The 25,708-nt window shown below is 70.5% G+C and carries 20 protein-coding genes, 2 pseudogenes and 1 riboswitch; of the genes and pseudogenes, 6 read left to right on the forward strand and 16 right to left on the reverse strand.

Annotated elements, in window-relative coordinates:
• Window positions 1-11 precede the first annotated feature (11 nt).
• From V1227_RS33215 to V1227_RS33240, 6 genes and pseudogenes are all read right to left on the reverse strand, one after another.
• Window positions 12-884 carry a hypothetical protein gene (locus V1227_RS33215; RefSeq protein ID WP_329789180.1) on the reverse strand — a complete coding sequence of 291 codons (873 nt, stop codon included), beginning with the start codon at window positions 882-884 and terminating at the stop codon, window positions 12-14.
• Window positions 881-4,599, reverse strand: a pseudogene (locus V1227_RS33220) (ABC transporter ATP-binding protein). Before V1227_RS33220 ends, V1227_RS33215 begins: the two are co-directional and overlap by 4 nt.
• A gap of 47 nt (window positions 4,600-4,646) precedes the next feature.
• Window positions 4,647-5,519, reverse strand: coding sequence for a hypothetical protein (locus V1227_RS33225; protein WP_329789181.1), 873 nt, complete (start codon window positions 5,517-5,519; stop codon window positions 4,647-4,649).
• Window positions 5,519-6,475, reverse strand: a complete 957-nt coding sequence (locus V1227_RS33230) for an ABC transporter ATP-binding protein (RefSeq protein WP_236217066.1) — start codon at window positions 6,473-6,475, stop codon at window positions 5,519-5,521. The genes V1227_RS33225 and V1227_RS33230 overlap by 1 nt, the downstream gene beginning before the upstream one ends.
• Window positions 6,476-6,497: 22 nt before the next feature.
• Window positions 6,498-6,926: a hypothetical protein gene (locus tag V1227_RS33235; RefSeq protein WP_329789182.1), complete on the reverse strand. Its 429-nt coding sequence runs from the start codon at window positions 6,924-6,926 to the stop codon at window positions 6,498-6,500.
• Window positions 6,926-7,108 (reverse strand): hypothetical protein, encoded by a 183-nt coding sequence (locus V1227_RS33240; RefSeq protein ID WP_090095016.1) that lies wholly within the window; start codon window positions 7,106-7,108, stop codon window positions 6,926-6,928. The genes V1227_RS33235 and V1227_RS33240 overlap by 1 nt, the downstream gene beginning before the upstream one ends.
• 412 nt (window positions 7,109-7,520) lie before the next feature.
• Here V1227_RS33240 and V1227_RS33245 point away from each other — a divergent pair, with 412 nt between their 5' ends.
• Together V1227_RS33245 and V1227_RS33250 are read left to right on the forward strand one after the other, a co-directional pair.
• Complete coding sequence (locus V1227_RS33245) at window positions 7,521-8,969, forward strand: MFS transporter (protein WP_329789183.1); 1,449 nt, start codon at window positions 7,521-7,523, stop codon at window positions 8,967-8,969.
• 10 nt (window positions 8,970-8,979) lie between these two features.
• Window positions 8,980-9,660, forward strand: a complete 681-nt coding sequence (locus V1227_RS33250; RefSeq protein WP_329789184.1) for a TetR/AcrR family transcriptional regulator — start codon at window positions 8,980-8,982, stop codon at window positions 9,658-9,660.
• A 55-nt stretch (window positions 9,661-9,715) separates the two neighbouring features.
• Here V1227_RS33250 and ald read toward each other — a convergent pair whose 3' ends face one another.
• Window positions 9,716-10,828, reverse strand: a complete 1,113-nt coding sequence (gene ald, locus V1227_RS33255; RefSeq protein ID WP_329789185.1) for an alanine dehydrogenase — start codon at window positions 10,826-10,828, stop codon at window positions 9,716-9,718.
• Window positions 10,829-11,053: 225 nt separating this feature from the next.
• Window positions 11,054-11,148, forward strand: a riboswitch (glycine riboswitch).
• Between the two features lie 63 nt (window positions 11,149-11,211).
• On the opposite strand from ald, the gene gcvH reads away from it, so the two are divergent.
• Window positions 11,212-11,595: a glycine cleavage system protein GcvH gene (gene gcvH / locus V1227_RS33260; RefSeq protein WP_329789186.1), complete on the forward strand. Its 384-nt coding sequence runs from the start codon at window positions 11,212-11,214 to the stop codon at window positions 11,593-11,595.
• A 43-nt stretch (window positions 11,596-11,638) separates the two neighbouring features.
• The gene (locus tag V1227_RS33265) at window positions 11,639-13,003 is read left to right on the forward strand and encodes an L-serine ammonia-lyase (protein ID WP_329789187.1); all 1,365 of its coding nucleotides are present in this window, start codon (window positions 11,639-11,641) and stop codon (window positions 13,001-13,003) included.
• Between the two features lies 1 nt (window position 13,004).
• On the opposite strand, the gene V1227_RS33270 is transcribed toward V1227_RS33265, so the two are convergent.
• The 8 genes from V1227_RS33270 to V1227_RS33305 form a co-directional block, all read right to left on the reverse strand.
• A complete protein-coding gene (locus tag V1227_RS33270; protein ID WP_329789188.1) occupies window positions 13,005-13,358 on the reverse strand; it encodes a winged helix-turn-helix transcriptional regulator in 354 nt (117 codons plus the stop codon).
• A 77-nt stretch (window positions 13,359-13,435) separates the two neighbouring features.
• Window positions 13,436-15,025 (reverse strand): TROVE domain-containing protein, encoded by a 1,590-nt coding sequence (locus V1227_RS33275; protein ID WP_329789189.1) that lies wholly within the window; start codon window positions 15,023-15,025, stop codon window positions 13,436-13,438.
• Window positions 15,026-15,514: 489 nt separating this feature from the next.
• Window positions 15,515-16,165 (reverse strand): TVP38/TMEM64 family protein, encoded by a 651-nt coding sequence (locus V1227_RS33280; RefSeq protein ID WP_329789190.1) that lies wholly within the window; start codon window positions 16,163-16,165, stop codon window positions 15,515-15,517.
• 245 nt (window positions 16,166-16,410) lie between these two features.
• Window positions 16,411-18,288: an ABC1 kinase family protein gene (locus tag V1227_RS33285; RefSeq protein WP_329789191.1), complete on the reverse strand. Its 1,878-nt coding sequence runs from the start codon at window positions 18,286-18,288 to the stop codon at window positions 16,411-16,413.
• A gap of 89 nt (window positions 18,289-18,377) precedes the next feature.
• On the reverse strand, window positions 18,378-18,770 hold the full coding sequence (locus tag V1227_RS33290) for an SSI family serine proteinase inhibitor (protein WP_329789192.1): 393 nt from the start codon (window positions 18,768-18,770) through the stop codon (window positions 18,378-18,380).
• A gap of 87 nt (window positions 18,771-18,857) precedes the next feature.
• Window positions 18,858-19,727, reverse strand: a complete 870-nt coding sequence (locus V1227_RS33295) for an SGNH/GDSL hydrolase family protein (RefSeq protein WP_329789193.1) — start codon at window positions 19,725-19,727, stop codon at window positions 18,858-18,860.
• Window positions 19,728-19,887: 160 nt separating this feature from the next.
• Window positions 19,888-20,739: a hypothetical protein gene (locus V1227_RS33300; RefSeq protein ID WP_329789194.1), complete on the reverse strand. Its 852-nt coding sequence runs from the start codon at window positions 20,737-20,739 to the stop codon at window positions 19,888-19,890.
• Window positions 20,736-21,683, reverse strand: a complete 948-nt coding sequence (locus V1227_RS33305; protein WP_329789195.1) for an SPFH domain-containing protein — start codon at window positions 21,681-21,683, stop codon at window positions 20,736-20,738. Before V1227_RS33305 ends, V1227_RS33300 begins: the two co-directional genes overlap by 4 nt.
• 99 nt (window positions 21,684-21,782) lie before the next feature.
• On the opposite strand from V1227_RS33305, the pseudogene V1227_RS33310 reads away from it, so the two are divergent.
• Window positions 21,783-22,479, forward strand: a pseudogene (locus V1227_RS33310) (NUDIX hydrolase).
• Between the two features lie 479 nt (window positions 22,480-22,958).
• Complete coding sequence (locus tag V1227_RS33315) at window positions 22,959-24,179, forward strand: IS110 family transposase (protein ID WP_329794022.1); 1,221 nt, start codon at window positions 22,959-22,961, stop codon at window positions 24,177-24,179.
• A 348-nt stretch (window positions 24,180-24,527) separates the two neighbouring features.
• Here the strand turns inward: V1227_RS33315 and V1227_RS33320 are convergent, their stop codons facing one another.
• Entirely contained in the window at window positions 24,528-25,535 is a 1,008-nt protein-coding gene (locus V1227_RS33320; RefSeq protein WP_329789196.1) for a Gfo/Idh/MocA family protein, read from the reverse strand.
• Between the last annotated feature and the right edge of the window lie 173 nt (window positions 25,536-25,708).

A 25,708-nucleotide genomic window follows, 5' to 3' on the forward strand; every position in this document is an offset into this window, starting at 1 on the left:
CGGTTCGGAGTTCAGGTCAGTGAACTCCTGATCGAGTTCGTCATCGCGTCGACGAAGTTCTTCCTCACCTCGTCGGTCGTGCGGTCCAGTGACAGGTACGGGTTCAGGTCTTCCAGTTCGACGAGCAGCAGGCCGCCGTCCCGCGTGCGGCAGGCGTCGACGCGCTGGACGCCGTGGTCGAGGTCGTTCCAGCGGACGAACTGCCTCGCGAATTCCAGGTCTTCCCCCGACGGCGCGTAGTGCGTCAGCTCCCAGCGCTTCGCCGGGTCCGGGGCGTGCAGCGCGTACTGGAAGTCGTGGTCCACGAAGTAGAAGGAGACCTCGTACCGAAAATCGATCTTCGGCTGCACGAGGAGGTCTTCGCCCGCTTTTCCGGCGAGAGTGCTTTCCAGGTCTTCCGCTTTGACGAACTCCAGGCCGTGGGAGTCGGCTCCGGCTTTGGGCTTCACCGCGTATTCGGGTGCTTCGGGGAGCCGGTCGAGGTCGGCGGCGCCGGTCGTGGGGATGACCGGGAAGCCCTCGGCGGTCAGATCGACCAGGTACTGCTTGCCGGCCATGTCGCCTTTGCCGGTCAACGGGTTGTAGACGCGTTGGTTCGCGGCTTTCGCCCGCTCTTTGAAGGCTTCGTGGGCGGCCTGGTGGCCGAGCACCGGGCCGCTGTTCCTGACCACCACGGTGTCGAACGCCGCCATCAGGTCCGCCGCGTTTTCCGGGTGGGTGATCGCGAGGTCGAAATGGTGCCGCAGTTGTGAGGTCAGGTGGATGTCCTCGTCGCAGTAGCGGCGGCCCTTGGCCGGGTACGCGAGGTCGGAGACGTAGAGGACGGTGGGGCGGGAACGGGACATGGCTCGCCTTCGGGGTTCGGCGATCGGGTGGTCGGTCATGCGGCTTCCTGGGTGCCGTGGTGCCACAGGCGGGCGTAGGTGCCGTTCGCCGCCAAGAGGTCGTCGTGGGTGCCTTGTTCGACGATCCGGCCGTGGGCCAGGACGACGATCCGGTCGGCCTTCGCGGCCGTCGCCAGGCGGTGGGCCACGACGAACGTCGTCCGCGAGCCCGCCAGGCGGTCGCTGGCCGCGAGCACCGCCGACTCCGTGGCCGGGTCGAGGGCCGCGGTCGCCTCGTCGAGCAGGAGCACGTCCGGATCGACCAGCTCCGCTCTGGCGAGGGCGACGAGCTGGCGCTGGCCCGCCGAGAGCTGGTTGCCGCGCTCGCCCACGGACTGGTGGAAGCCGTTCGGGAGCGTGGCGACCATGGGGAGGGCGCCGACGGCTTCCACCGCCCGCTCGATCTCCCGCTGCGTCGCCGAGGGGCGGCCGTAGGCGACGTTCGCGGCTATGTCGCCGCCGAACAGGTGGGCCTCCTGGGGCACCACGCCCAGGCGCTGCCGGTAGGCGCTCAGGTCGTAGTCGCGGACGTCCACGCCGTCGACCAGCACGGAGCCGCCGGTGGCGTCGTAGAAGCGGGCCACGAGCTTCACCAGCGTGGACTTGCCCGCGCCCGTCTCGCCCACCAGGGCGACCGTTTCGCCCGGGGTGACGTGCAGGGTCACGTCGTCGATGGCCGGCTGGTCCGCTCCCGCGTAGGTGAAGGACACGCCCCGGAGCTCCACCTCGCCCCGCAGGCGCGCCGGGACCCCGACCGGGGTGCGCGGTGGTTCGACCGTGCTCGGGGTGCGCAGGAGGTCGCCGATCCTGCGCAGGCCCACCCTGGCCTGCTGGTAGCCGTCGAAGACGCCGGAGAGCTGCTGGATCGGGCTGAAGAACAGGCCCAGGTACAGCAGGAACGCGAGCAGGACGCCGGGCGTGAGGCTCCCCGTGGCGACGCGGTGGGCGCCCACGGCCAGGACGACCGCCTGGGCCACTCCGGAGAGCATCGCCACGAACGGGAAGTACGTGGCGATGTAGCGCTGGGCCCGCAGGCGGGTGCGGCGGTAGGCGTCGCTGCGCTCGGCGAAGGCCTCCGCCGAGCGGCGTTCGCGGGTGTAAGCCTGGGAGACGCGCAGACCCGAAACGTTCTCCTGGAGGTCGGCGTTCACCGCGCTGACGCGTTCCCGCGCCTCCGCGTAGGCGGTGGAGGAGAGGCGCTGGAAGACCACCGTCGCCACCGCGAGGATCGGCAGCACCGACAGCGCGATGAGGGCCAGCGAGGCGTCGGTGAGGACCAGCGCCGCGGTGATGCCCACGACGGTGACCAGGCTGATGACCGCGGTGACGAGACCCGTCTGCAGGAACGTCGAGAGGGCGTCGACGTCCGTCGTCATCCTCGTCATGATGCGGCCGGCCATCTCGCGCTCGTAGTAGTCGAGGCCGAGGCGTTGCAGGTGGGCGTAGCTGCGGACGCGGAGCAGGTAGAGCAGGCGTTCGCCCAGCCGCGCGGCGAAGACGGTGCTGCCCGCCGTCGTCAGCCAGCCGACCACCACCAGGCCGACGCCCAGCAGCACGGCCTGCCACAGCGCGGACTCCGCGCCGCCCACGACGCCGCCGTCGATGCCCAGGCGGACGAGAGACGGCAGGCCCATGCCGACCAGGGCGTCGAGCACGACCAGGGCCGCCACGCCGCCGAGGGCCCAGCGGACCGGGTGCAGCAGGCGGGCCAGGCGGAAGCCGGGGTCGGGCGCGCGCGGGTCCTCGCCGTGCAGGACGGGGACCTCGGTGGCCGGGGGAGCTTGCGGACCTGGGCCAGCAGCTCCGGCGTGGGCGGGCCGCCCGCCAGGGCCGCCATGCTGCCGCCGCCGGGACCGCCTCCGCCACCACCGCGCCTGCCGGACGCGGCCGGTGCGGAGGTCTTGGCCTCGGCGATCAGGCGTTCGTCGAGGTCTTCCTGCGACAGGTCCGGCCACAGCTCGCCGCCGGCCTTGACCGGCGCGGCGGACTCGATCGCCTCACCGGGACCCGCGAGCAGGTCGCGGTAGAGGGGACAGCGGGCCGTCAGCTCCTCGTGCGTGCCGATGTCGACCACCCGGCCCGCGTCCAGGACCGCGATCCGGTCCGCCAGCGACAGGGTGGAACGGCGGTGCGCCACCAGGACGGTCGTGCGGTTCGCCGTGACCGAGGCGAGCGTCGCGTGGATCGCGGCCTCCGTCGCGTTGTCCACCGCCGACGTCGCGTCGTCCAGCAGCAGCACGCGCGGGTCGGAGAGCAGGGCGCGGGCCAGGGCGACGCGCTGGCGCTGACCGCCGGACAGCGTGAGACCGCGCTCGCCGACCACGGTGTCGTAGCCGAGCGGCAGGGCCTCGATGAAGTCGTGGGCCTCGGCGGCCTTCGCGGCGCGCTCGACCTCCTCGCGCGAGGCGTCCGGCCTGCCGTACGCGATGTTCGAGAACACCGTGTCGGAGAAGAGGAACGCCTCCTCGAAGACCACGCCGACCGCGTGCCGCAGCGACTCCAGCCGCAACGTCCGCACGTCCGCGCCGCCGATCCGCACCGATCCGGAGTGCACGTCGTAGAAGCGGGGGAGCAGCAACGACACCGTCGACTTGCCGGAGCCCGCGGTGCCGACCAGCGCGAGGGTCTCGCCGGGCGCGACCGCGATCGAGAAGTCCCGCAGGACCGGTTCGCTGCGCGCGTAGCCGAAGGTGACACCGGAGAACGACAGGGAGAGCGGCCCCTCGGGCACCTCGTCGGGGCCGTCGGTGACGTCGGGCTGCGAGTCGATCAGCTCGTACACGCGCTCGACGCCCGCCCTGGCCAGCTGCGCGGACACCATCAGGCTCGACAGCAGCCGCGTCGGCCCCACGAGGTTCGCCACGTACGTCGTGAACGCGAGGAACGTGCCCAGGGTGACCTGGCCGTGCAGCGCGAGCCAGCCGCCCAGGCCCAGCACGCCGACCTGGCCGAGCAGCGGCAGCGCCGTCACCGTCGCGAGGGGCTTGGACGACAGCCCGGCCGCCCGCATCCGTTCCGCGAACAGGGCCTTCGCGTGCTCCTCCAGCCGCGCGACCTCCCGCGCCTCCTGGCCGAAGCCCTTCACCACGCGGACGCCGGTGACGGTCTCCTCGACGTGCTGCGCCAGGTCGGCTGCCCGCTGCTGCGCGGACCAGGTGGCGGGGAACAGCGTCAGCCGGGTGCGCCCGGCCAGCCACGCCACCAGCGGCAGCACGACGACCGCGATGATCGTCAACGGCACCGAGAGGTAGAGCATCGCGGCGAGCGCGGCCAGGGCGAACACCACGGTGCCCACGGCCAGCGGCGCCATCATCAGCAGCGACTGCACCAGCTGCAGGTCGGTGATCGAGCGCGACACGATCTGCCCGGTCCGCAGCTCGTCCTGCTTCGCGCCGTCGAGCCGCTGCACGGCCGAGAACACGCCGAGCCGCAGGTCGTGCTGCACGCCCAGCGCCAGCCGACCGCCCAGGTAGCGGCGCAGGAACGCCGACCCGAACGTGAGCAGCTCCAGCCCGACCAGCGCCACCACGAGCGGCCACAGCCGGTCGGTGCGGCCCACCGCCGAGTCGTCGATCGCGGTCTTGAGCAGCAACGGCCCCGCCGCTTGGAGACCCACGCCGACGACCGCGGCGACCACCGACAGCACCACCAGGCGGGGGTGCTGCCAGCACGCTGCGGTCAGTCGGCGGATCCAGCCCTTCGTCACGGGACCCACCCTACGTTCGGGGTCCGACACAAAGGTGTGACGTCAGGAACCGCAGGTCAGGTGATGTCCTTGGACTGCGTGACGGCCCAGCCGCCCGCGAAGGCGATCCCGGCCCAGCCCAGGAACACGAGGCCCGACCACCACCAGTCGAGCGCGCCGCCCGCACCCGCGATCGCCCGCAGCACGTCCTCGATCTCCGGCGGCACCACGCCCGCCGTCGACAGGAAGAGGTCGACCGCGACCGACCCGGTGAGACCGTTGATCGAGCCGTTCGGCAGGAAGCCGGCCACCGCCGGCACCTCCAGGTACGCGAGCACGAAGTGCAGGACGTTCTCGATGACCAGGAAGTACAGCAGGAGCAACACGACGCTGCCCGCGACGTTCGTGACCAGCGCCCCGACGCCCACGCCGAACATCGTCATCAGGATCGACGACAGCACGCAGACCAGCGTGAGCATCGCCCAGCCGCCCGCGTCCGGCAGCTGCCCCGCGTCGCTGGTGACGGCCACGCCGATGCCGACGAACAGCATGATCGCGAGGCCGTAGATCGCGCCCCACAGCACGTAGACCAGCATCTTCGCCAGCATCGCGTGCATGCGCGACGGCGCGGTCAGGAACGTGGTGGTGATGGTGCGGCGGTTGATCTCGCCCGAGATCGCCATCGCGCCGAAGACCATCGGGAAGATCGTCGAGATGTTGATCGCCCGCGCGATGCCGAACAGCGAGACCTTCCACTGGTCCGGCGTGACGCCGAGGAAGTCCGACACCTCGTCGACGTCGCTGCTCGACGCGAAGTCCACGAAGAACTGCCCCAGCAGGCCGGTCGCGAGCCCCCAGCCGAGCGCCAGCACCACCGTCGGGATCAGCAGGCCCCACCACAGGCCGGTCGTCGTCGTCTTGCGGAGCTCCGCCTGGACGAGATTTCCCATCAGGCCCAACCACCCTGCTGCTTGAACGGAGCCGGAGCCGGCGCGTACCCGGCGTACTGGCCACTGGTGAGCTGGAAGAACAGCCGTTCGAGGTCGACCTGCTCCTCCTGGATGCCGTAGATCGACACGCCGGCCTTCAGCGCGCTGTCCGCCACGCGCCGGGAGTCCACACCGGACACGGCGAGCCGGCCGTCCGGCAGCTGCTCGATCGCCTGCACGCCCTCGGCGCGGAGAGCGGTCGCGAGAGCGTTGATGTCCGACGGCTGCACGAGAACGCGCTTCTGCTGCGACTGCCGCAACTGCTCCAACGGCCCGTAGAACATCGTCTGTCCGCGCGAGATGATCACGACCTGGTCGACGGTCTGCTCGACCTCGGCCAGCAGGTGGCTGGAGATGAGCACCGTGCGGCCCATGCGCGCGTACGACTGCAGGAACGTGCGCAGCCACGCGATGCCCTCGGGGTCGAGGCCGTTGGCCGGCTCGTCCAGCACGAGGACCTGCGGATCGCCGAGCAGCGCCGTGGCCAGCGCCAGCCTCTGCTTCATGCCGAGCGAGAACCCGCCCACCTTGCGGTCGGCGGCGCTGCCCAGGCCGACCAGGCCGATGACCTGGTCGGCCTGCGCGTCCGGCACGCCGATGGCCGCCGCGTACACGCGCAGGTGGTCGCGGGCCGAGCGCGCGGGGTGGAAACCCTGCGCCTCCAGCACCGCGCCCACCACGCGGCCGGGCTGGCCGAGCTGGTGGAACGGTCGTCCGTTGATCGTCGCCGTGCCGCCCGTGGGCTTCACGAGACCCAGCAACATCCGCAGGGTCGTCGTCTTGCCCGCGCCGTTCGGGCCGAGGAAGCCCGTAACGCTGCCGGGTGACACGGTGAAGCTCAGGTTCTGCACCGCGACCACCGGACCGAACTGCTTGGTCAGGTTCTGGACCGCGATGAGGCCGCTGCCGTCATGCATGCGGCCCATCCTGCCTGAAAGGTCACTCCGGCAAGGCGTGCTTCGGGCGGGACACGACGGGCGCCCGGTGCTTCGGCGGTGGATCAGTGGTGGGAACCCGCGGTTCGGCGGTCATCCCGGCGGGGGTCTCCGCCGGGATCCCGATCACGCCTGATCGGGTGAAGGGGGTGCGCAGCGGCCGACACCGCTCGCGGTGCGGCGGACCTTCGCCGATGAGGTGCCGGTGCGCCGTGGTCCAGACCCGGCACGGCCACCGGCGGCGGCGCAGCCAGCCGGGACACGACCGGCACCGGCCGTCCTCGTCGGGCTGGTGCAGCGTGAGCAGCAGCCGCCAGCCGTCCGCGAGGCGGTGGATCTCCGCGCGGGCCAGCGCTTCCGCCTCTCCGTGCTCGGCGACCTCGTCCAGCAGTGCCAGGCGGTGCAGCACCGCCTCGCGCAGGGCCTCGTCCATCACATCTTCGCCGTGGCCTGGTCGAGCAGGGAGCCCAGCCGGCGGGTCTGGGTGGCGGACATCACAGCGGTCTCGCCGGGCGGCGTGACCAGCAGGACCCGGTCCTTCTCCACCAGAACGGTCATCGACCTGTCGCGACCGAACGGGTCGTGGCAGTGGATCCATCCCTGTGGTTCAGCCATGGAATCTCCTATCGAGCGACACCCGACTCCGTCTTCATCGGCTGTCGGCCCTGCTCGCCGCACCGAGCACCGGGGAATTCACTCGTTTGCCGGACGGGTCGGAGACGGGCGGTGGTCCAGTCGGGAAACTTTTGGGTCGCGATTCGGCGGGGCCGCTGGGCGCGGTGCGCGGAAGCCCGCTATATTTGGTCACGGCGGCCCCGCTCCCAGTGACCCCCAGGCTGGTTGAGCGCGGCCGCCCTTTACGTTCGCGGGCTTCGGCGCACTCGGCATTCGGCCGATTCGCCGGAGCCCGCAGTGCTGTTCGGGGTATCCCAGCCCCATTTCTGAAATTCCTTCATTTCCGGAAAACGGACTTGCGCTCCGCCCTCTCGTACGCTGTAAGTTTCTCGTACACCGTAAGGGGGACGAGATGACTTCGACGACCGAGGAGGTCGGGGTGCACCCGCACCCGCAGCGCTGGGCCGTGCTCGGCGTGCTCTGCCTGTCCGTGATGGTCGTGGTGCTGGACAACACCGTGCTCAACGTGGCGATCCCGTCGATCTCCACCGGCCTGGGCGCGAGCACCGCGGACATCCAGTGGATGATCAACGCCTACTCGCTCGCGCTGGCGGGCCTGCTGCTCACGACCGGATCGCTGAGCGACAGGTTCGGCCGCAAGCGCGCGCTCCTGGCCGGACTCGCGCTGTTCGGCGCGGGCAGCGCCGTCGCGGCCTACGCGAGCTCGTCCGAGGCGCTGATCGCGGCCCGCGGCTTCATGGGGATCGGCGCCGCCGTGCTGATGCCCGGCACGCTCGCCGTGCTCATGCAGCTGTTCGACGACAAGGAACGCCCGAAGGCCATCGGCATCTGGGCCGCCGTCACGAGCCTCGGCTTCGCCGCGGGCCCGGTGATCGGCGGCGCGCTCATCAAGCACTTCTGGTGGGGCTCGGTCTTCCTGATCAACGTGCCGGTGGCGGTCCTCGCCATCGCGGCCGTCGCGACGCTCGTGCCGGAGTCGAAGGACCCGACCGTGCGCAGGCCGGACGTGGCCGGCTCGATCCTGTCGATCATCGGCATGGTGTCGGTCGTCTACGCCGTGATCGAGGTGCCCGAGCACGGGTTCGCGTCGGCCGAGTTCGGCGTTCCGATCGCGATCGGTCTGGTGACCATGACCGGCTTCGCGTTGTGGGAACGGCACACCACCGACCCGATGCTCGACCTCTCGTTCTTCTCCCACCGCCGCTTCACCGGCGCGGTGGCGTCGGGCGTGCTGGCGGCGTTCGGCATGGCGGGCTCGCTCTTCCTGCTGACGCAACACCTCCAGGGCGTGCTCGGCTACAGCCCGCTGGAAGCGGGCGTGCGCGTCGCACCCATGGCGATCGCGCTGCTGATCACCAGCAACACGCTGGGGCAGCTCGTGGTGAAGCTCGGCGCGGGCAGGGCGATGCTGCTCGGCATGACGATCGTCGCGAGCGGCGTGGCGCTGCTGTCGGTCGGCACCACCTACCCGCCGACGCTCGCCGGCCTGGTCCTCATCGGCGTCGGAGTCGGTGTGTCGCAACCGGTCGCGGTCAACGCGCTGATGGGCTCGATCCCGCCGGAACGCGCCGGCATCGCGTCCGGGCTCTCGGGAACGCTGACGGAACTGGGCTCCTCGTTCGGCATCGCCGTGCTGGGCGCGCTGCTGTCGGCGCGGTTCGTGGCCTCGCTGCCCGACGGCGTTCCGGGACGGTCCCTGAGCGAGGCGCTGCACAGCGGCGCGGACATCGCGGTGGTGCGCGAGGCGTTCTCGAACGGCATGACCGTGAGCCTTCTGACCGGTGCCGCGGCCGTCTTCCTGGGAGGTGTTGTGGCCAGCGTCTTGCTGCGGCGTGCTTAGGATCGTCGACGTGGACAGCGTGTGGTTCAGCAAGCCCAGGCCCGGCAGCGGGCAGCCCCTCGGCCTGAGCCGCGAGGCGATCGTCCGCAAGGCCCTGGAACTGCTGGACCAGCACGGTCTGCAGAAGCTGTCGATGCGCAAGCTGGCCGCGGAACTCGGCGCGGCGCCGATGTCGCTGTACTGGCACGTGCCGACGAAGGACGCGCTGATCGAGCTGTGCCTCGACGAGGTCTACGGCGAGTTCACCCTCCCCGACCCCGAGACCGACTGGGAGACCGCGGTGCGCGCGATGATGCGCGAGCTGCGTCAGCTCGCGCTCAAGCACCCGTGGTGGATCCGCGGGATCGGGGAGTTCAACACCATCGGCCCGAACGCCGTGGCCTACGCGGACGCCATGTTCGGGCCGATGTTGCGCGCCGGGCTGTCGACCGTCGCGGCGGCCCAGTCGATCGCCACGGTGGGCAGCTTCGTCAACGGGTACGCGATCGCCGAGGTCAACTTCATCGCTCGCGGCGGGATGGACTCGCCACCGCCGGACATGGACAAGATCGCCGACCTGTACCGGGACAAGCACCCCCGGTACGTCGCGATGCTCGACGAGGGCGAGCTGTGGTCGCTGGAGCGGCAGTTCGAGTTCGGCCTGGACTGCGTGATCGAAGGCGTCAAGGCCCGCGTCGAAGCCCTCAGGTAGGCGAAACCCCCGCAGCGGTTCACGCGTGCGGGGGCCTCATTCATCGGGGTGGCTCTCAGATCACGGACTCCAGCGGCGTGTGCGCGAGGCCGGTCGCCTCGGCCACCGGGCCGTTGGTCAGCTTGCCGGCGTGGGCGTTGAGGCCCAGGGCGAGCGAACGGTCGTCCTTCAGCGCCTTCTCCCAGCCCTTGTCGGCCAGCGCGACGGCGTAGGGCAGCGTCACGTTGGTCAGCGCGTAGGTCGAGGTGCGCGGGACGGCGCCCGGCATGTTCGCGACGCAGTAGAACACCGAGTTGTGGACCTCGTAGGTCGGCTCGGCGTGCGTGGTGGCGCGCGAGTCCTCGAAGCAGCCGCCCTGGTCGATCGCGATGTCGACGAGCACCGAGCCCGGCTTCATCTCGGCGACCAGCGCGTTCGAGACGAGCTTCGGCGCGGCGGCACCGGGGACGAGCACGGCGCCGATGACGAGGTCGGCCTCGCGGACGGCCTGCTCGATCGCGAACGAGTTCGAGGCGAGCGTGCGCAGGCGGCCGGCGAACTGGGCGTCGACTTGGCGCAGCCGGTCGACGTTGGTGTCGAGGATCTGCACGTCCGCGCCCATGCCCACGGCGATGGTCGCGGCGTTGAGACCGGCCACACCGCCGCCGATCACGACCACGCGGGCCGGGGCGACACCGGGGACGCCACCGGGCAGCACGCCGCGGCCACCGGAGGGCTTCATCAGCGAGAACGCGCCGACCTGCGGGGCAAGGCGGCCCGCGACCTCGGACATCGGGGCCAGCAGCGGCAGCGCGCGGTTCGGCAGCTGCACGGTCTCGTAGGCGATGGCCGTGGTGCCGGACGCCAGCAGCGCCTCGGTCAGCGGCTTGTCGGCGGCGAGGTGCAGGTACGTGAAGAGGGTCTGGCCGGCGCGCAGGCGGGGGTACTCCTCGGCGATCGGCTCCTTGACCTTGAGGACCAGGTCGCCCTCGGCCCAGACGTCGTCGGCGGTCGCGAGGACCTTGGCGCCCGCGGCGAGGTACTCCTCGTCGGTGATCGCGGAGCCCAGACCGGCGCCCTGCTCGACGAACACGTCGTGCCCGCGGCTCGTCAGCTCGTGCGCACCGGCAGGGGTGAGAGCGACGCGGTACTCGTGGTTCTTGATCTCGCGGGGAACTGCGATCCGCACGATGACTCCTCCGTTCGGTGGCCGACATCTCACAATGTGGGGCAGTGGGAAGGTCATGTCACTGTGCGAATCGCACTATCGAGCACGGGTGCGGTTGTTCACTTGGGACAGAGCCACCTGGTTTGCGCTCGCGTGTGACTCGACCCGTCCGCGTTGACACCCGGCGGGGGCCGCACATAGCGTTCGCCCCTGAGAACTGAAGACCGGCCGCGGCGCGACAGCGCCAGAACCCGAGTGGGAGAGACCCCGACGAACGTCGGTCGGGGCGCCGAAGGGGCAAGCTCCCGCACACTCTCAGGCAGCAAGACCACTCGGGGTAGGCAACTCTGCACGGCGGAGGGGGCGCAAGTGTCCTGACCCGTCACAGCCAGAGGAGTCGCGCCGTGCAGTTCCCCGAGAACCTGCTCTACACCACCGAGCACGAGTGGGTCGACTGGACGCCGGGTACCCAGGACCCGCTGACCTGCGGGATCACCGAGTACGCGGCGGACGCCCTGGGCGACATCGTCTTCGTGCAGCTGCCCGAGGTCGGTGCGAAGGTCGTCACCAACGAGGTGTGCGGCGAGCTCGAGTCCACCAAGTCCGTCAGCGACCTGTTCTCGCCCGTCACCGGTGAGGTGATCGAGGTCAACAGCGCCGTCGTCGACGACCCGGCGATCGTGAACAACGACCCGTACGGCGCCGGCTGGCTGTTCAAGGTCCGCGTCGAGTCGGCCGAGAACCTGCTCACGGCGGCCAAGTACGCCGAGCTCACCCAGACCGGCTGACATGGGCCCGACCGACCGCTCCACCACCACGAAGGACTGATCAGTGGCGATCAGCGTTTTCGACCTGTTCTCCGTCGGCATCGGACCGTCCAGCTCCCACACCGTCGGCCCGATGCGCGCGGCGGCGATGTTCGTCGAGAAGCTCGGTGCGCGTGCGTCCGAAGTGGACCGCGTGCACGTCGAGCTGTTCGGCTCGCTCGGCGCGACCGGCCACGGCCACGGCAGCCCGAAGGCCGTGTTCCTGGGCCTCGAGGGCAACCTCCCCGAGGAGGTCGACCCCACCGTCGCCGCCCACCGCGTCGAGGAGATCGTCGGCGGCGGACGGCTCCGGCTCGGCGGCACGCACGAGATCGAGTTCGTGCACGACCGCGACCTCGTCATGCACCGCCGCAAGTCACTTCCGCTGCACCCCAACGGGATGAGCTTCGAGGCGTTCAGCGGCGGCGAGTCCGTCGAGCACGCCGTCTACTACTCGATCGGCGGCGGGTTCGTCGTCGACGAGAACGCCTCCGGCACCGACCGCATCAAGCCCGACTCGACGCCGCTGCCCCACCCGTTCCTCACCGGCGACCAGCTGCTCGCGCGCTGCCGCGAGACAGGCCTGTCGATCAGCGAGATCATGATGGCCAACGAGCTGTCGTGGCGGACGGAAGAAGAGGTGCGGTCGGGACTGCTGCACATCTGGCACGTCATGCAGGAGTGCGTCGAACGCGGCTGCACCGAGCACGGCATCCTGCCCGGCGGCCTGAAGGTCCGCCGCCGCGCCGCCGAGATGCGCAAACGCCTGGAGGGCGAGCACTTCGTCACCGACCCCCTGCGCGTCATGGACTGGGTCACGCTCTTCGCGCTGGCGGTCAACGAGGAGAACGCCGCGGGCGGCCGCGTCGTCACCGCGCCGACCAACGGCGCGGCCGGCATCGTCCCCGCGGTCCTGCACTACTACACGAAGTTCGTGCCGGGAGCCTCGGACGACGGCGTGGTCCGCTTCCTGCTGACCGCCGGCGCGATCGGCGTGCTGTTCAAGGAGAACGCGTCGATCTCCGGCGCCGAGGTCGGCTGCCAGGGCGAGGTCGGCTCCGCGTGCTCGATGGCGGCCGGCGGCCTCGCCGAGGTGCTCGGAGGCACCCCCGAACAGGTCGAGAACGCGGCCGAGATCGCGATGGAGCACAACCTCGGCCTCACCTGCGACCCGATCGGCGGCTTGGTGCAGATCCCGTGCATCGAACGCAACGCCGTCGCGTCCATCAAGGCCATCACGGCCGTGCGCATGGCTTTGCGCGGCGACGGTTCGCACTTCGTGTCGCTCGACAAGGTCATCAAGACCATGCGGGACACCGGCAAGGACATGTCGGTGAAGTACAAGGAGACCGCGCGCGGCGGCCTCGCCGTGAACGTGATCGAGTGCTGACTCAGCGGGCGTCGTAGGCCTGCTGGGCCTCGAGCACCTCGGGCATCCGCGCTTCCAGCAGGTGGATCAACGACAACAGCCGCTCCGCCGTCTCGCGCCCGAGCGGTGTGAGGCTGTAGTCGACCCGCGGCGGGTTCGTGTGCTGGGCCTCCCGGTGCACGAGCCCGTCGCGCTCCAGCGCCTGCAACGTCTGCGACAGCATCTTCTCGCTGACCCCGTCGACGCGGCGGCGCAGCTCGTTGAAGCGCAGCGGGCCGTCCACGAGCACGCCCAGGGTCAGGCCGCCCCACCTGCCGGTGACGTGCTCCAGCAAGGGACGTGACGGGCACGCCTTCGCGAACACGTTGTACTCCATGGCGGCATCATAGCTGGTCAAGGCGCTAACTGATAGTAAGTGTGAGAGCTCTCCGCGTCAGGGGGAGCTCTCACACCTCAGAACGGCCAGGTGGCGTTCCGGCCCGCTTCGAGCAGGGGCACCATGCGGAAGGTCGCGTCCGTCAGGCCCCCGAACTCGTGACGGCCGGCCCCGCCGGTCGCGAACGCCGCGTGCCGGTACCCGTTCAGGTTGAACCCGTAGACCGGCACGTGCCGCGGCACGACGTCCGAGACGCCCTCCCCGTGCGGCGCGCTGATCGTCTGCATGTCCGAGATGATGAACACGCGGTCGTGCCGCCGGTAGGTGCGCTTCAGCGAGCCGACGATGTCCGTGCCGTGCCCGACCTCGCCGATGCGCTCCAGGAACCGGCCGACCTCCCGGATCACCGACGCCCCGCGCGGGACCTCGTGCCGGAACGTGCCGTCCGCGAACCCGATGACGTCGACCTGCTCGCCCTTCGCGCCGAGCGCGACGCCGAAGACCGCCGCGGCCTTGGCCGGGGTGACCTTCGACCGGGCCGAGATCGTGCCGTGCGTCATCGACGCCGAGGTGTCGATGAGGACCAGCGACCGGCCCGGCAGCGCGGGCAGGTTGCTCAGCGACGCCTGCAGCGCCTGGTCCAGGGCGTGGCCCCAGCGCAGGCTCGGCGCCGCCTCGTAGGCGGACAGGAACCGGAACGGGAACTGGCGCGAGCGGGCGACCTGGCCGGGGTCGGCCAGACGGGTCGCCACGGCCGCGGCGGCCTCGTCGGACATGCCGGCCTCGTCGAAGTTCCTGAGGTTCCGCAGGCACGCCATGAACCCCATCGACGGTGCCAGCGCCTCCCACACCTCGCGCGTGAGCGGTCCCTGCAACCACCCGGCCACCGACTCCCACGTCATCCCCGCCCGGCGCAGCACGTCGGCCGCGTCCGGGCGCGAGAACAGCGCGCGCCGCTGCTCCACCGGCCACGCCATCAGCTCGCGGCGTGCCGCGATCACGCGCAGCTCCCGCGGAACCGCGGTGCCGGCGGAGCGGCGGCTGTCCAGCACGTACTCGAACAGCGAGCCCTGCCAGGCAGCGGCGGGTGACGGGTGGGCGAGGTTCAGGACGTCGGCCATGCGGAAGCCGCGGGCGTCGCTGTCCCACTTCAGGACGGCGCGCTCGTCGTAGAGGCGCGCGACGGCGTCGGCGATGCCCCGCTTGATCGGCTTCGGGACGCGGCGGCCGTGCGTGCCGGTCCAGTGGGCGAGGAGTTCGCCCGGCTCGTCGGCTCGCTGGAGCACCGAGTCGACGACGGCGCGGTTGGTGACGCCGGCGTCCGAGGAGGCGGCCAGTCGTGCCTGGACGAACTCGGCCGCGCCCACGAGCGACGCGGTGCGCATGTTGGCCTCGCTGCGCAGCCACCTGAGCAGGCGTGCGGTCCACTCGGGATCGGTGAGCGCGGCGTCGCGCACGAGCTGGGCGAAGCGGGTGTCGCGCCGGGTGCCGGACTCGTAGAAGGTGGCCTCGCCGCCCATGTTCGACACGGCGAGCAGGAACAGCTCGGACTTCGTGTCGCGCGGGTGGCCGGTGCCGCCCTCGTGGGTGTGCGCGGTCGGTCCGGGCGCCGTGGCGACCGGGCTGGTGCCCGCCGGACGTGCGCGGAAGATGTTGAACTTCGCCATCGGCTCTTCCCCCTCGGGACAAAAAGAAGGGGAGCCCACGAACGCCACACGTGTCCGAGTTCAAAGGCGCGGAAGGTACATCGCCGCTCTACCAGTTGAGCTACGGCCGGTTTCCCGGCCGGCGGGACTCGAACCCGCACCCAGCCCATCCCGAATGGAAGTAACCCTCTGCTTCGCACCGGACACGTGTGGAGTTGTGCGCTCCCGAGATCAAGCCGCCGACGGCACATTTGCGTTGTGAGGACGAAGTATCCGTCGGCTTCGCACCGGGTGCGATTTCAATGCAACCACACCGCGCCAGCGAATTGTTTCCGGCGGATGTGGAGTTCGTGGACGCCCGAGATCAAATCGCGGAAGGTGACGTGCTCACCGAAGTGAGCGAGACCGGCCGGGGCCGGCTTCAGGAATCGAACCCGAGTATCACCAGAAGTAACCCTCCGCTGCGCACCGGGCGCTCATTCATACAACCACGCCGCGCAAACCGTTTTCCTAGGGCGCCACCTTCACGAGCCGGCGCAGCAGGTAGAACAGCCCGACGGTCAGCAGGAACCCGATGGCGCTGATCATCACGATCTGTTCGACGGTGTCGGCCTGCGCCCCCGCGAACACGTACGCGGCGCAAATCGGCACGGTGCCGACGAGCGTGAACGCCATGAAAGTCCGGAACGACACCCTGGACACGCCCGCGGAGACCGACACCGTTTCCGCCATCATCGGGATGCCGCGCGCGACCCCGAAGAACCAGGGCCCGAACTGGCGGCCCCACCGCCGCATCTCGGTCAGCTCCTCGATGGTCACCACGCGGCGCACGAGCACGGGGCCCGCGAACCGGCCGAGGGCGTACCCCGCGGCGGAGGAACCCAGGGAGCCGACGACCGCGAGCGCCAGCCCGAGGGGCAGGCCGAGCGCCGTTCCCGCCAGCACGATGAGCGGGGTGGACGGCACGGGCAGCAGCACGTCCACGACGAGCAGGGCGAAGATCGCCACCGCCGCCCACACGGGGTCGATGCCGCGCACCCAGGTCACGACCCCGTCGAAGTCGATGAGGTCGAGAGCCTCGAACACGATCCAGCTCAGCAGCACGAAGCCGAGCACGACGGCCGGTATCCACTTCCACCGGACGCCCGTCTCATAACTCATCGGGTGATGGTCGCCCACGTCGATGCGCCGGACAATCCGCCAGTGGCGCAGGTTCCGCGAAGGGACTCACCTGAGTGACGATCTCGTGCCGTTTCCGGGGCGCTGGGTGCTCGACCCGGCCCGTTCGGCGTGCACGGGCGGCACGCCTCCCCGCGGCGGTTCTGCCCGATCGCGTACGCGGGCACGCAAGCGGTTGCGCGCGCGTGGCGGATCCTCGGCCACCTCCGTCCCGGTCTACCGCCGGTCTAGGACCGGGGCCGGAACACCGTGACGACCACGCGCAGGCCGAGCAGCACGCTGATGATCAGCAGGTTGTAGCCCAGCACCTGGTAGAGGCCGATGTCCTGGGAGATCCGCGGCCCACCGGAGGAGCCGAGCAGCAGCACCGCCATGACACCCGCGGTCGCTCCCAGCACGGTCAGCATGACCTGGTGCAGCAGGCTCGTGACGAACATCCGGTCGCGTTCGTCCGCGAACAGCCTCATCGACATGCTCAGGCGTCCCCGCTCCATCGCGCCGGTGATCCGGTCGACGCGCCTCGGCAGGCGGCGCAGCATCGGCAGCACCGCCTGGAGCTCCTCGGCCATCGTCCGCCGCACCGACTCCGGCGTGAGCCGTTCGGAGATCTGCTCGGCGGCGAACGCCCGCGACTCGGCCACGATGTTGAAGTCCGGCGCGAGCACCGCCAGGGTGCCCTCCAGGGTGGCGAGGGCCCGGAAGACCGCCGCGATCTCCGGCGGGATGCTCAGGCCGAACCGCGACACGATCAGGAACAGGTCGCCGAACATCTCCACGTCCGGACGCATGCCCGCGCCGAGGTGCCGGGCCATGAACTGGCCGAGCGCGCGCTCCAGCCGTTGCTCGTCGATGTCCTCGGGCCGTGAGGTCAGCTCCAGCAGCGCGTCGGTGAGGCCGGCCGGGTCGCCGCGGTCGATCGCGAGCAGCAGGCGTTGCAAGGCCGAGCGCAGCGCGGAGTCGATCCGCCCGACCGAGCCGAAGTCGAGCAGGCCGAGCCGCCCGTCGTCCAGCAGCAGGACGTTGCCGGGGTGCGGGTCGGCGTGGAAGACGCCGTCGAGCATCACCTGGCGCAGCACGAACCGCAGCAACGTCCGCGCGAGGCCCTCGTCCTCGGCGGCGCCGCGCAGCGGCACGCCGTCGAGCCGGTCCATGACGAGCACGCGGGAGGTCGACAGGTGGACGTGGGGGAGTCCGACCGACGAGTCCGAGGCCGCCGCGACGGCCGTGATGTTGCGGGCCTCGATCTTGAAGTCGAGCTCCTCGCGCAACGCGGCCGCGAAGCCCGCCGCCAGGTCCCGCACGCCGAGCGCCGAGCCCCAGCGCGTGCGGTGCAGCGTCTCGGCCAGCCGGGACACGATGTCCAGGTCGCCCTCGGCCGTAGCGCGCACATCGGGCCTTTGCACCTTCACGACGACCTCGGCGCCGGACTTGAGCACGGCCCGGTGCACCTGCGCGATCGACGCCGCCGCCAGCGGTTCCGGATCGACCTCGAGGAACGCGTCGAGCCCGACCTCGGCGTCGAGCACCGCCCTGACGTCGTCCCACCCGGCCGGCGGCACCTTGTCCTGCAGCAGGCTCAGCTCGTCGACGAAGTCCTGGGGCAGCAGGTCGGCGCGCGTGGACAGCACCTGCCCGAGCTTCACGAACGTCACGCCCGCGTCCTGCAACGCGAGCCGCAGCGAGCGGGAGAGCCCCGTGGCGGTCCGTTCGCGGCCGCGCAGGTAGGGACCGAGGCCGTGGCGGAACGCGATCGCGGTGATCCGCGAGTACCGCCGGGTCCGCGCGATCCGGCGCCGCGCCATGCCCCACCACTCGGTGGGAGGCGGGATCGAGCCGGTCGGGACGACGATCTCCGCGAACGCCAGCAGGGCGATCACGGCGAGGACGGACAGTCCGAGTTGGAGCGTCACCAGGCCGGCGGACGGCTCGGTGCTCGTCTCGCCGAAGGCGCCGCGGGCGGCGGACATGGCCAGCAGGCAGGCCAGCGCCGTGCGGACCAGGCCGATGCGCAGGCCGAGGATCCTGCGCGCCGCCAGGGCCATGCCCAGGACGAGCAGCACGAACGTGACCGGAAAACCGATCGTGTAGACCAGGAAGTCCCCCATGCTCCGCAGCCTAGGTGCTGGGAGCTGAACGCCACCGGTGTTCCAGCGCGACGGCGGTGCGCTGGAACACCGGTGACGCGGTCAGGGGGTCAGAAGTCGAAGACCTTGCCGGTGTTCGCGCGCAGCACGCACGGGTTCGAGTACACCTGCTGGAAGTCGATCCTCTTGGTGCGCCACTTGCCGCGCAGCGTCGCCTTCGTCGGGTTGAGCTCCATCGTGCACATCGCGCCGGCCTCCCGCAGCTTGCGGAAGTCGCCTTCGACGGGCACGAGCTGGTCGCAAGCCTGCCGGGCGTGGCGGTGCGGGCCGCCCGCGGGCTCGCAGTTCAGCCGCGTGGTGCTGATGGTGCCCCTCTCCGGCTGCACCGACAGCGTCAGGCCGGAGGCGGGGAGCAGTGCTGTCAGGGGCGCCGCCTGGGCCGTCGCGGGGACGAGCGGTGCGGCGAGCGCGAGACAGGCAAACAGAAGCCGGGTCCTTGCCATGCCACCACTGTGGCGCGGCGAGGACCCGCGGTTCCATTCAACCGAGCGGTAACACCGGATCGTGTAAACCGTCGGGACTCCGTGCAACTAGACGCCCGCGGACTCCGTCCCGGCGAGCGCCTTCGCCACCTGGTCACCGACCGCGGCCATGCCCTTGGCGTTCGGGTGAACCGGGAACGCGGGGCTGGTCGGGATGATGCCCTCGACCCACTTGTCCCACGGCGCCGCGCACGTGTCGCGACCGAGGCTGATGTCGTAGGGGTTCACGAACGTGGCACCGGCGGCCTTCGCCTGGGCGCCGAGCATTCCGTTGAGCCGCTGCTGCACGGTGTCGAGGTACGGCACGTCGCCCCTGGAGATCGGCACGACCGGCCAGCAGCCACCGGACGGCGGCAGGATGCGCAGGTAGCCGACGACCACGACCTTCGCCCCGGGGCTGCGCTGCTTGATGCCGGCGAGCACGGCGGCCACCTTGGCCGCGGTGGCGTCGACGCGCTGGGCGAGCTCGTCGCCGTAGGTCGCCTTGCAGGGAGCGCCGTTCGGGTCGAGCACGCTCTTGCCGGCGCAGGTCAGGATGATGTCGGAGAAGCCGATGTCGTTGCCGCCGATGGAGATGGTGACGAGGTCGGTGTCGGCTTTCAGGGCGGAGAACTGCGGCACGGACTGGCCGGGGACGCCGCTCTGCACGCCCGCCATGTCCTTGGTCTGGGCGCCACCGCAGGAGATGTCGGTGAAGTTCGCGATGCCGAGCCTCTTCGCGAGGACGGACGGGTAGTTCTGCGTGGACTTGAAGCAGCTCAACGGGTCGAGCCGCTGCAACGGGATGAACGGACCGGAGACGAACGAGTCCCCGAGCGAGACGTAGTTCCGGTACTGCGGGGCGGCGTGGGCGTGCGGAGCCAGCAGGGCCGCGAAAAGGGCCGTGAGCAGGGAAACAACAGTCACTCGGCGCGTCATTGCTACCTCGTTACCGAAGAGTAGGAACGTAGGACGAAGGGTGACCGGACCACTGCGCAGTGTCAATCCCTCGACCAGGCTGGAACGATGACGCGGGGTGTGGGAAGGCCGCTTGCCGTTGACTCGAACGGGGTGCTTTGACAGGCCCGGCGGCGCGGGGTCAGCGCACCAGGCGGAGCCGGCGTGCGGCGAGCCCGATGCTCAGCCGCTGGCCCCAGCCCAGTCGCAGCGCGTCGCTCTCGATGCCGTCGCCGAACGCCACCAGCCCGTCGGACTCGACCTCGACGTCGAGCGGCCGGTCGGTGATCTCGCCCTCGGTGCGCTCGATGCCGGTGCCCGGCGACGGCCAGGCTTCCCGCACGAACCAGACGAGCCTGCGTTCCGCCGGGCCCGGCAGCGCGAGCGTGCTCTTCCGCTCGCGGTGGGCCGAACTGCACCAGCCCGTCGCCCCCGTGCCGGTGCCGACGAGGATTCCGGACGAGGCCTGGCGTTCGCCCAGGACGCGGTAGCGGCTCGTCTGGTGGCCGGGGTGACCGACGTAGACCTCGTTGAGCGCGTGGAGGGTCTGCCCGTCGTCCGACCGCGCCTCGACCATCGTGCGGTCCTCGGTGTTCCCGGTGCTGTGCAGCAGTTCCGCGGCATCCGCGGGGGAGTGCTTCGCGAGCACGCCCCGGTCCGGGTTGATGCCGATCACGGGCTGGCCGTCGAGGTACTTGGCGACGTTCGCGACCAGCCCGTCCTGCCCCACGACGACGACTACGTCCTCGGGCGCGAACAGGAACCGCGACAGGTCTTCCCTCTCGACCACGCCGCGGCGCCAGTCCAGCGGGATCGCGGAGCTGACGTCTCCCAGCGCCCTGCGGGTCTGCTGGTCACGGTCCACCACCTCGTCCAGGGTCCTGCCGCGGGACTTCAGGAAGAACTCGACCTGCCCCCGCGTGCCGTGTCGTGCCAGCAACTCTGTCAGTTCGGTGCGCCGGTGCACCAGCACGATTCGCGGAGCGAGGCTCATCGCGCGAGCCGCTGCAGGATCGGCTGCACGATGTCCGGGGTCAGCGTGATGCTGCCGATCTCGGGCAGGTTGCCGGCGAGCTCCTTGGCGGCCAGCGCGTACAGCGTCTCCCGCGGGACGTCCTGGTAGGCGTCGAGACGTGCCTTCTCGCCGGCGGCCTCGGCCTCGGCGAGCTTGCGGATGCCCTCGGCCTTGGCGTCGTCGGCGATGCGGCTCGCCCTGGCGTTGTCCTCCGCCTTCCTGAGCGCGTTCGCACCTCGTTGCACCACAAGCAGTTCCTCGCGCTTGGCGAGCTCGATCTGGTTCTGCAGCTCGTTCTCGCTGATCGCCCGCTCCCGCTCGACGGCCATCGCCCGGCGCTCGTAGGTGGCCTTGTCCGCTTCCTGCTGGACCTTCTCGCGGACGGTGGTCTGGAGCGCCTTCTCGAGGTCGGCGTCCGGCCGGATGGCGACCACGCGGACGTCGATGATCTCCAGGCCGATGTGGTGCGCGGTCAGGTTCTCGGTGACGCTGAGCTTGACGCGTTCGACACCGGTGCGGATGGCGGTGTCGAGGTCCAGCGTGCCGAGGATCTCGAGGGCGTGCTGCTGGGTGCTCTCGGTGAGGGTGTTCGCGATCTGGCTCAGCGGGTCCTGCCGCCAGGTGCCGGTGTCGGGGTCGATCGAGAAGTCGATCCTGCTGGTCGCGACCTCGGGGTCGGTGCAGCGGTAGGTGACGGTCAGCTGGACCGTGACGTCCTGGTAGTCGTGCGTTCGGGCGTGGAAGAGCATGGGCAGCTCGCGGTCGTCCACCGGGACCTCGCTCAGGACGGCGGTCCTGGGGCGGAACCAGAAGCTCAGGCCGGTGCCCTCGTGGACGACCTGGCCGTTCCTGACGTGTCTGATGTGGACGGTGGGGGCCCCTCTGAGGTGGCGGAGTCCGGGGTAGGTGCTGATGTCGGCCATGGGAGTGGGCTCCTGTTCGCGTCCGGTCCGGCTGGGGACCGGTTCGCCGGGTGGGCTCGTCGGGGTCGCCGGGATTCTCGTCCATCTGACGATAAGCCTATGCTCTGCGCTGTGTACTCGCCAAGTGATTTCCCTCCCTTCGCGGTCACGGTCGACCTCGTGGTGCTGACCGTGCGGGCTGACGCGCTGTGCGCGCTGCTGGTCAGGAGGGGGAGGCGCCGTTCCGGGGGCGGTGGGCGTTGCCCGGCGGGTTCGTGCAGGTCAGCGAGTCCGTGGATGCCGCCGCCGCGCGCGAGCTGGTCGAGGAGACCGGGGTGTCCGGGTTGCACCTCGAGCAGCTGGGGACCTACGGGGAGCCTCGGCGGGATCCCCGGATGCGGGTTGTCTCCGTCGCCTACCTGGCGTTGGCGCCGGATCTGCCCGTGCCGGTGGCCGGGACCGATGCCGCGGCGGCGTCCTGGGTGCCGGTGGCGGAGGTGTCGTCGCTGGCCTTCGACCACTCGGTGATCCTCGCGGACGGGGTGGAGCGGGCTCGGGCCAAGCTGGAGTACACGCCGCTGGGGACCGAGTTCTGCCCCGCCGAGTTCACGGTGGCCGAGCTGCGGCGGGTCTACGAGGTGGTCTGGGGGGTGTCGCTGGACGCCCGCAACTTCCACCGGAAGGTGACCGGGGTGGAGGGGTTGCTGGAGGCGACCGGCAGGAGCACCTCCCGGGACGGGGGCGGCCGGCTGCTTTGTACCGGCGGGGGGCGGCTTCCGTGTTGCATCCGCCGTTGGTTCGAGGAGGTGGGGCTTGAGGTGGGGTTCGCGGGTCGTTTTGGGTTGGTGGGTGGCTGTTTTACTGCTCGGGGCTCCGCCCCGGACCCCGCCGATCTGATCAAAAGCCTGGGCCGGCGCCGGTCGCGGGTTGATGGCACGCCTGGTGCGTTGGGCGGCTTGCTGTTGCGTTGGTGCTTGCGTTGGCGGGGTGGCTTGGAAGGACGGCTCGCCTTCGGCGTCGCGGTGGTCTGCGTGCGGCTGCGATGTTCGCTCCGACGGCTCGCCTAATGAGTGCTGAGCCGGTCGTCTGGCAGGCTCGGTTCTGGTAGCGCTGGTGGGTGAGCACTCGGCTCGCCTGGACTGTGAGTCCTTGCCGAAGATCGTGCCCTCGCCGGTGCCGGGAGAACGGGATCGCTGCTGGGATGTCGTGCCCACCGGCTGGTGTGAGCACTGTTCATTAGGTCGCTGATGGTTCTCCCGTTGCTGCTGATGAGGTGTGAGTCGGGAGGGTGAGATGCTGCTGCTGGTGGGTGATGACTGGGCTGAGGATCATCACGATGTCGAGGTGATGGACGCTGGCGGACGCAGGCTGGCGAAGGCCCGGTTGCCCGAGGGGGTGGCGGGGATGGCGCGGTTGCACGCGTTGATCGCCGAGCACTCGGGTGATGCCGATGTGGGGGATGTGCAGGTGCGGGTCGGGATCGAGACCGACCGGGGTCCGTGGGTGGCCGCGCTGGTCGCCGCTGGGTATGCGGTGTTCGCGGTGAATCCGTTGTCGGTGGCGCGGTTTCGGGACCGGTATCAGGTGTCGGGCGCGAAAAGCGATGCGGGGGACGCGCATGTGCTGGCGGACATGGTCCGCACCGACGCGCACCAGTTGCGTCCGGTCGCGGGTGATTCGGCCGAGGCCGAGGGCATCAAGGTCGTGGCGCGGGTGCACAAGACGTTGATCTGGGATCGGACCCGTCACACGCTGCGGTTGCGGCATTCGTTGCGCGAGTACTTCCCCGCTGCGCTTGCGGCGTTCACCGATCTGGACGCGCCGGACACGCTGGAGCTGCTGGGCCGGGCAGCCGATCCGGACACCGCGAAGAGGTTGTCGTTCAACCAGATCCGCGGCTCGTTGGCGCGGGCCCGGCGTCGGGACGTCGACACCAGGGCCGCCGAGATCCAGGCCGCGCTGCGCGCCGAACACCTCGGACAGCCGCCGGTGGTGACGGCCGCCTATGCGGCGGCGACCCGCGCCACGATCGCGATCCTGGCCACGCTGGCCGAGCAGATCACCGGCCTGCAGCGCGAGGTCGAGGCCCATTTTGGCCGGCACCCGGACGCTGAGATCATCCTGTCCCAACCCGGGATGGGACGCGTTCTCGGCGCTCGGGTGCTCGCCGAGTTCGGAGACGACCCCACTCGCTACGCCAGCGCCAAGGCGCGCAAGAACTACGCCGGCACCAGCCCGATCACCATCGCCTCCGGCAAGAAACGCACCATCGCGGCCCGGCACGTCCATAACGACCGGCTGCTCGACGCCCTGATCGCCCAGGCCTTCGTCGCCATGCGGGTCAGCCCCGGCGCCCGCGCCTACTACCAGCAGCAACGCGCCCGAGGCGGCAGCCACAACGCCGCCTTGCGCCAGCTCGCCAACCGCCTGGTCGGCATCCTGCACGGCTGCCTCAAAACCCGCACCACCTACAACGAACACACCGCCTGGGCACACCACACCGCCGCAGCCGCTTGACACCCCTGGCAACTGGGATGTCTTCGGCTTCGCTGTGGGTGGGCGTGTGCCTGGCGCTTGGTCGGACTGCTCGGCTTCGCCTTCGCTTGGGCTCGCCTTCGCCTTCGCGGTGGTCCGTCCTCAGCGCTGCTCGCCTGCGACCCTGTGCCACCCCGCCTCGGGTTGCCTCGTCCCGCGTCCCGCGCGTCGCCTCACCCTGCCCCGCCTCGCGTCGACCCCCCGCCCGCGTCCCTCGCGTCGGCCTCAGCTTCCGCTCTCGGCCTCGCCGGAGTGTCAGACCTCGTCGCTAAGTTGGGTCGCGGGGGACCCGAGTCCAAAGGGGACCCCTGCGCGAGCGTGCGCGAGGGGTCAGAGGCGGACGGAGTCGCCTGTCGCGGCGGACTGCTTGGCTGCCTCGATGACCTCCAGGCCCGTGACCGCGTCCTGTGGTGAGACGGGGGCCTCGCCTGCGGCTACTGCTGCGTAGAAGGCCTGGTAGGCGCCTGGTTCTGTGCGGTGGGGCTGGCCGCCGAGGGTGCCCCAGGCCGACTCGGGTTCTTCACCCCAGCCCGGGCCGGCCGGGGTGTCGCCTGCTTTGAGGCGGTCTTCCTGGGGGTCCATGCCGTACTTCACGTAGGCGGCGTCGTGGCCCAGTACGCGGAAGCGCGGGCCCAGGTCTGCTGCCAGTGCGCTCATCCAGAGGTGGGAGCGGACGCCGCCCTCGTGCTGCAGGGAGAGGAAGACGTCGTCGTCCGCCTTGGCTCCGGGGCGGACGGTGGCGATTTCCGCGTGGACCGACGTCGGGCGGCCGAAGAGGGCCACGGACTGGTCCACGAGGTGGGTGCCGAGGTCGAAGAGGATGCTGCCGAGGTCGGCCGGGTCGCCGGATTCCTTCCACGAGGACTTGATCTCCGGGCGGTAGCGCTCGAAGCGGGACTCGAACCTGTGGACCGTGCCCAGGGCGTTGTCGGCGAGGAGGCGGCGGACCGTCAGGAAGTCGCCGTCCCAGCGGCGGTTGTGGAACGGGACGAGCATCAGGCCGCGTGCTGCCGCGATCGAGGCCAGGGCTCTCGCTTCCATCGCCGAGCCCGCGAAGGGCTTGTCGACCACGACGTTGAGGCCGTGTTCGAGGACCTGGCGGGCATGGGTCGCGTGGAAGCGGTTCGGGGTCGTGATGACGACCAGGTCGAAGTCGCCGGTCCAGACCTCGTCGAGGGAGGACAGCAGGCGGGCCGCGGGGTAGCGCTCGGCCACCTCTGCCTGGCGCCGGGGGTTCGAGGTGACGACGGCCGAGAGCTCCAGGCCTTCGGTTGCCTCGATGAACGGGGCGTGGAAGGCCGCCCCACCTAGTCCGTAGCCGACGAGAGCTGTGCGCATGCGATCAGCCTATGCGGTCTCACCTGTTGGACGGGGTGTCCACAGGACCGTGTGGACCCTTACATTCGTCGACTATGACCATGCCGCTGGTTAGCCGACGCCACGTCGATTACGTGCGCGTCACCAGCATGGCCTGTCGTTGCTCTCGTTGATCCCGCCCCTCCCCCAGCAAT

This window comes from Lentzea sp. DG1S-22, assembly GCF_036321065.1.
GTDB classification, from domain to species: Bacteria; Actinomycetota; Actinomycetes; order Mycobacteriales; family Pseudonocardiaceae; genus Lentzea; species Lentzea jiangxiensis.